The sequence below is a fragment of the Actinomadura soli genome (assembly GCF_005889715.1).
GTDB lineage: Bacteria > Actinomycetota > Actinomycetes > Streptosporangiales > Streptosporangiaceae > Spirillospora > Spirillospora soli.
Window position 1 is genome coordinate 1 of record NZ_VCKW01000370.1, and the last position, 6065, is coordinate 6065.

Annotated in this window: 6 protein-coding genes and 1 pseudogene; 5 read left to right on the top strand and 2 right to left on the bottom strand. The window is 73.8% G+C overall.

Features of this window, described 5'->3' with window-relative positions:
* Window positions 1-625: nucleotide exchange factor GrpE (grpE, locus tag ETD83_RS38305; protein ID WP_230421470.1), on the bottom strand; the 625-nt coding region annotated here is incomplete at its 3' end.
* 208 nt (window positions 626-833) lie between these two features.
* Between grpE and ETD83_RS38310 the strand changes: the two genes are divergently transcribed.
* The 5 genes from ETD83_RS38310 (at window position 834) to ETD83_RS38330 (ending at window position 5586) form a co-directional block, all read left to right on the top strand.
* Window positions 834-1868: a macro domain-containing protein gene (locus ETD83_RS38310; RefSeq protein ID WP_205718119.1), complete on the top strand. Its 1035-nt coding sequence runs from the start codon at window positions 834-836 to the stop codon at window positions 1866-1868.
* 233 nt (window positions 1869-2101) lie between these two features.
* Window positions 2102-2683: a sigma-70 family RNA polymerase sigma factor gene (locus tag ETD83_RS38315; protein ID WP_205718120.1), complete on the top strand. Its 582-nt coding sequence runs from the start codon at window positions 2102-2104 to the stop codon at window positions 2681-2683.
* Window positions 2667-3764: a hypothetical protein gene (locus tag ETD83_RS38320; RefSeq protein ID WP_138650094.1), complete on the top strand. Its 1098-nt coding sequence runs from the start codon at window positions 2667-2669 to the stop codon at window positions 3762-3764. The genes ETD83_RS38315 and ETD83_RS38320 overlap by 17 nt, the downstream gene beginning before the upstream one ends.
* Entirely contained in the window at window positions 3761-4741 is a 981-nt protein-coding gene (locus ETD83_RS38325; protein ID WP_138650095.1) for an ABC transporter ATP-binding protein, read from the top strand. Before ETD83_RS38320 ends, ETD83_RS38325 begins: the two co-directional genes overlap by 4 nt.
* Window positions 4738-5586 (top strand): ABC transporter permease, encoded by an 849-nt coding sequence (locus tag ETD83_RS38330; protein ID WP_138650096.1) that lies wholly within the window; start codon window positions 4738-4740, stop codon window positions 5584-5586. Before ETD83_RS38325 ends, ETD83_RS38330 begins: the two co-directional genes overlap by 4 nt.
* A gap of 15 nt (window positions 5587-5601) precedes the next feature.
* Here the strand turns inward: ETD83_RS38330 and ETD83_RS38335 are convergent.
* Window positions 5602-6065, bottom strand: a pseudogene (locus ETD83_RS38335) (hypothetical protein); the annotation flags it as partial.

Below are 6065 nucleotides of genomic sequence, written 5' to 3' on the forward strand. Positions count from 1 at the left end.
GCTGGAAGCGGTGGAAGCGGGCCCGGAGGGGGCGGCGGACGCGTCCCGTCTCCCGTTCCACGAACCCGGTCGCGACGACCTCGGCCACCGTGTTGTCGAGGGCCTCGTCGTCGGCGGGCACGACCGACACCGCGGCGTGCCGGCCCGGGTCGAACGGGTCTCCGGGGGCGGCGGTGAACTCGTCCAGGCCGCAGCGCTCCAGCGTCAGGAGGGTGTCGTCGGCGAAGCTCTCCAGCAGCCTGCCCTGCGCCGGGTCGGCCCCGGCGGCGCCCAGCCGGGCGGCCTCGCGCAGCATCGAGTCGTAGAGGCGGAGCAGGTCGGCGATGACCGGCTCCAAGACCGTGCGGTGCACGCCGTCCCGCAGCCGCTGGTTCTCCTCGTGCAACCGGTCGATGACCGCCTCGCGGTGCGCCGACCTGCGGTTGAACTCGGCCACGGCGGCCTCGATCGCGGCGAGCCGCTCGGACTGCTCCAGCAGCTCGGCCAGCTCGGCGGTCTGCTCGGTTTCTTCGGCCTTTTCGGTCTGCCCGGTGTCTGCGGTCTGCCCGGTGTCTTCGGGCTGTTCGGATCGCGCGGTCTGTCCGGTCTGCTCGTCCACCTCGCCGGTGGCCATGGCGACCTCCACCCCTGAGTCACTCCCTGCGTCGCGCTCACCTGATTACCGCGCCACGACGGCCCCCGTTACGGGCCCGCCCCGGATGAATTTCACATTGAACACCAGCGGCGACATTCCCAAACTGGATTTACACTGATCCGTCCCGGATCCGCCCGGATATCGACCACCTCTCGCCCAAGCCGGAGCCATGCCGCCACCGCCCACTCATGATCAGCTCGTGGCCGATCTCAAGAACCTCCGCGAACGGGGACTGACCCGCTTGCGGGACACGCGGCTGGACGCGCTGGAAACGGCGGTCGCGCTGTACCGGCACGACGGCCCCGCGCCCGATGCGCGTCCCCCGGTCGAGCCGTACCGCCCCGCCGCCGTGGAGGAGCTGCTGCGGCAGGCGATCGTCGAGCTGGGCGGGGGCAAGCTGTCCACCGCGGCCGGGTTCACCTTCGGCCTCGCCGCCGGGGCCCGGGACTGGACGGTCGGCGAGCGCCGCAAGTCGGCCGCCTCGATCTACGGGGTCAGCACCGAGCGCTTCCGCAAGCACCACGAGCAGCTCATCGTGGACCAGACCGCGGAGGCGGTCCTGCGGCTGTGCATGCCGGCGGCGGCGCCCCGCGCGCCCCGCGCGGCCGACGTTCCGCCGAGCCCCGCGGTCATCCGCCTCGGACGGGTCACGCTCGACTACATGCCGGTCGAGATGATCAAAGGGGTGGACGCGATCGTCTCCTCGGAGAACGTCTATCTGGAGGCGTCCAAGATCTTCCGGAACTCGCTGTCGGCCGCGCTGCGCAGGGCCTGCGCCGAGACCACCGGGACCGGGGAGATCGTGGACGACGTCGTCCAGCGGGGCCTCGCGGACTGGATGCGCGACCACGGCCGTCCCGGGCTCCCGGTCGCGCCCGGCACCGTCGCGACGACGTCGCCCGGACGGCTCCGCGCGTCGGGCGTCCGCCGGATCTACCACGCGGCGGTGGCCGTCCCCGTCGGTGACGGGAACGAGTACGAGCTGTCCCCCGAGGCCGTGGCCCGCGCGGTGCACAACACCGTCCAGCTGGCGCAGCGCGAACGGCCGCCGCTCCGCTCCATCGCGCTGCCCCTGTTCGGCGCCGGGCGCGGCGGCCTGGACGCGGCGGAGAGCCTGAGCTGGGTGTGGTCGGCGGTGGAGCGCGAACTCGATGCCGACCCGTCCTGGGACATGCACCTCATCGCCCGGTCACCGGCCACCGCCCAGACGATAATCAGGCATTTCTCGCCATAGTTGGATGGGCGCAGGCCCTGTCTCCGGCGAAAGCACATATTCGCCGGTTCAATTCGGCCTATTACGGACGACACGAAAAGCGCGGCACGCGACCTGGGTGATCTCGGCTGTCACATGCGGGGCTCCGGCGGTGCTCTACAGGTATGGACCTTGTAGGGCAAGGTGGGAGCGCACCGGCCGCCGCGCTCCCGGCCGCCCTGTCCCGTGAAGGGCACGTGCCGTGTGAAGGGCACGTGCCCGCTGAAGGGCACGGCGGCGTGGCCGGGGTTGCCGAGCGGAAGGGCGGCGGGGTGGCGGTGTCGGATCGTCCGAGTCGAGAGGCCGTCCGGGCCGACCTCGAAGAGGTCTTCCGCGCGGCGTATCCGCGGGTCGTCGCCGTCGCCGCCCGCGTGCTCGGCTCCCGGGACGAGGCCGAGGACGTGGCCCAGGAGGTGTTCCTGGCGTTCGCGCGCTCCTCGGTCCCGGCGGGCGAGGCGGGGGGCTGGCTGTCGGTCGCCGCGGCGCACACCGCGCTGAACCAGCTGCGGTCCGGGCGCCGCCGCGCCTCCCGGGAGGAGGCCGCCGACGACGGCGGCACCGTCTGCCCGGACGTCGCCGACACGGTCGTCACCCTCGACGAGCGCCGCCGCGTGCGGGCGGCGCTGGCGCGGCTTCCGCGCCGGCAGGCCGTCGCCCTCGTCCTGCGGCACAGCGGCCTCAGCTACGCCGAGGTCGCCGCCGCCCTCGATCTTTCCCCCGGCAGCGTGGGCACCACCGTGCGGCGCGCCGAGTCCGCTCTGCGGGAGGAGTTGAACCGTCATGCGCCATCCGAGTGACGGCACGCTGCGCCGGCTCCTGGACGAGCCGTCCGGCGTCGCCGGCACCGATCGCGACCACGTCGCTGACTGCGCCTCGTGCCTGTCCGGGCTGGCGGTCGTCCAGGAGGACGCGGAGGCCGCCGCGTCGGCGCTGGACATCAGGTTCGCCGCCGACGTCGAGCTCATCGTGGACGTCGACGCGGGATGGCACCGCCTGGCTTCGGCGATCGCCGGCGGCGAAACGGGTCCGGAGACCGCGGCCGACCCGCCGGGCCGCTGGCGGACGAAGCTGCGCAACCCGGTGGTCGCCATCGTCGGGGTCGTCGCCCTCCTGGGCGGGGCCGGCGTCGCGGCGGCGGCGGACTGGTTCCAGATCTTCCGCGCCGAGAAGGTCGCGCCGGTCACCGCTCCCCGGGCCGACCTGGTGCGGCTGCCCGAGCTCGACGCCTTCGGCGACCTCGCGGTGACCTCGAAGATCGAGGTGCGCCAGGTCGCCGACGCCGCGGCCGCGGGGAAGGCCACCGGGCTTTCCGTCCCGCGGGTGAGCAGGCTCCCCCGCGGCGTGACGGGCGAGCCCGCGTACCGGGTCGGCGGCAAGGCGAGCGCCCTGTTCACCTTCTCGATGGCGAAGACCGCGCAGACCGTCGCGGCCGCCGGAGGGAAGGCGCCGCCGCCACCGCCCGGCCTGGACGGCAGCCGGTTCCGGCTGGGCGCGGGCCCCGGGGTCGTCGCGGCCTGGTCGCAAGGGCGTCCCGTGCCGGCGCTCATCGTGGTCCGCGCCGTCGCGCCCACGGTGTACTCGTCGGGCGTCCCGTTCGAGACGGCCCGCGACTACCTGCTGTCCCTGCCCACCGTGCCGGAGAACGTCAAGGCGCAGCTGCGCGCCTTCACCGGCACCGGGACGACGCTGCCCCTGTTCGTGTCCGTCGAGAAGATGAAGGCGTCCACCGCCGACGTCCGCGGGGTCCCGGCCACGGTGCTGGCCGCGCGGGACGGCGCCATGGCGGGCGTGATCTGGGCGGACGACGGGGTCGTCACCGCGGTGGCGGGTTCGCTGAGCGCCCGCGAGGTGCTGTCGGTGGCGCGGGGGCTGCGATGACGCCCCGCGCCGAGGCCGCGGGGCGGCTGCTCGCGGAGCTGCCGCCCGCGCCGGCGGCCTGGTGCTCGGGCCTGCGCAAGCGGTACCGGCGCCGGCTCGCGGTGGACGACGTGTCGTTCGCCGTCGGGCGCGGCGAGGTGGTCGGCCTGCTCGGGCCGAACGGAGCCGGCAAGACGACCGTCATCAAGATCCTGCTCGGCCTGGTCCGTCCCGACGCGGGCGAGGTGCTGCTGCTCGGGCGTCCGGCCCGCGATCCGCGCGCCCGCGCCCGCGTCGGCTACCTGCCCGAGCTGTTCCGGTACCAGCCGTGGCTCACCGCCGCCGAGGTGCTGCGCCTGCACGTCCGGCTCGCGGGCGTCGCGGTGCCGGACGGGGAGCGGCGCGAGTGCCTGGCGGCCGTCGGCCTCGCCGACCGCGCCGGCGACCGGGTGGGCGGCTTCTCCAAGGGCATGCAGCAGCGCCTCGGGCTGGCCGTCGCGCTGGTCGCCCGCCCCGACCTCGTCGTCCTGGACGAGCCCACCAGCGCCCTCGACCCGATCGGCCGCGCCGACGTCCGCGACCTGCTGCTGTCCCTCCGCGACCGGCAGGTCGCCGTCCTGCTCAACTCCCATCTCATCGGGGAGGTGGAGCGCGTCTGCGACCGGGTCGTCATCCTCGACAAGGGCCGGGTCGCCGCGTCCGGCACCCTGGCCGAGCTGCTCGGCGGCCGCGAGGTGCGGCTCCGCCTGAGCGAGGTGAGCGCGGCGGCGGAGGCGCGGCTGGCCGCCGCCGGCCGCCTCATCCGCACCGGCGACGAGTTCGCCGTCGAACTCCCCGCCGGCCATGACCCCGCGCAGGGCCCCGACACCGTCCCTGACCTCGTCGCCGATCTGGTCGCCCTCGGAGTGCGGGTGCACGCCGTCGAACCCGGGCGGATCAGCCTGGAGGAGCGGCTGCTGGACATCCTCCGCACCGGCCCTGGAGGCGATCACCGATGACCACCCGGATCGTGCTCACCGTCGCCGCCCTCACCCTCCAGGAGGCCGCGCGCAGGCGCGTGCTGCGCTCGCTCGCCGTGATGACGGTGATCCTGCTCAGCCTCAGCGCCTGGGGGTTCGCCCGGCTCGACGCCGAGTTCGGGACGCTCACCAGCGGAGAGGCACGGCTGGCGGCGTCCACCGTGCTCAACCTGGTGATGTTCGGCCTGAGCCTGATCGCCGCGCTCGGCACCGCGTTCCTGGCCGGGCCCACCATGGCGGGCGAGATCGAGTCGGGGACGGCGCTGGCCGTCCTCGCGCGGCCGATCCGCCGCTCGGCGGTCCTGCTGGGAAAATGGCTGGGCCTCGTGGTCTTCGCCAGCGGATTCGTGGCCGTGGCGGGGCTCGCCCAGCTCGTCATCGTCCGGGTCACGATGGACTACTGGCCCCCGGCCCCGGTGACCGGCCTGGTGCTGCTCGCCGCGCAGTCGACCGTCCTGCTCACCCTGGGCCTGCTGCTGTCCACCGTGATCTCGCCGATGGCGTCGGGCATCGTCGCGGTCGGCCTGTTCGGCGCCACCTGGATCGCGGGCGTGGTCGGCGGTGTCGGCCACGCCCTCGGCAACGAGGGCGTGGAGCGGGTCGGGGCCGTGTCCCGGGTGCTGCTGCCGACGGACGGCCTGTGGCGCGGGGCCATGCACGCAATCCAGCACCCGGCCCTGGGGGCAGGGCTCCCCCAAGGATTCGACGGCCACCCGTTCCTGAGCGACTCCCCGCTCACCATCGCCTACGTCGCCTGGAGCTGCCTCTGGCTCGGCCTCATCCTCGCCCTCGCCGCAATCGCCTTCCACCGCCGCGACCTATAAACCAACGCCCACCGGCTATCGGGCGAGGAGTTCCTTTAGGGCGGTGTCGATGAAGGCGGTGTCGACGGGGTTGCTGCCGTGGCCCGCGAAGTGTCCCCAGACGCTGGGGATCACGCGGAGTTCGGCGCCGGGGATGTGCTGGACGGCCCATGCCTCGTCCTCGGGCGGGAAGTACAGGTCCTTCTCGCCGGGCATGACCAGCGTCTTGGCCTTGATGGACGCGAGGGCGGCCTTGGTGTCGCCGTTGAAGCCGGGGGTGCGGCCCACGTCGGAGTTCTGCCATGTCCACAGCATGGTGAGGAGGTTGTTGGCATCGCGGTCGTCCAGGAAGAAGCCCTCCCAGAAGCCGACGAGGAAGTCCTCCAGGGAGCTGTAGCCGAGCTGCTCGTAGAGGCGGTCCCAGTAGAACGCCTGCGAGAAGCCCCAGCCGGCGTAGACGCGGGCGGCGGCGCGGAGGCCGCGGGTGGGCGGGCTGGTGT

Bases quoted from the DNA above. Each gene is read 5' to 3' on its own strand.
- ETD83_RS38320 (WP_138650094.1), top strand. From the start codon at position 2,667: ATGCGCCATCCGAGTGACGGCACGCTGCGCCGGCTCCTGGACGAGCCG.
- ETD83_RS38325 (WP_138650095.1), top strand. From the start codon at position 3,761: ATGACGCCCCGCGCCGAGGCCGCGGGGCGGCTGCTCGCGGAGCTGCCG.
- ETD83_RS38330 (WP_138650096.1), top strand. From the start codon at position 4,738: ATGACCACCCGGATCGTGCTCACCGTCGCCGCCCTCACCCTCCAGGAG.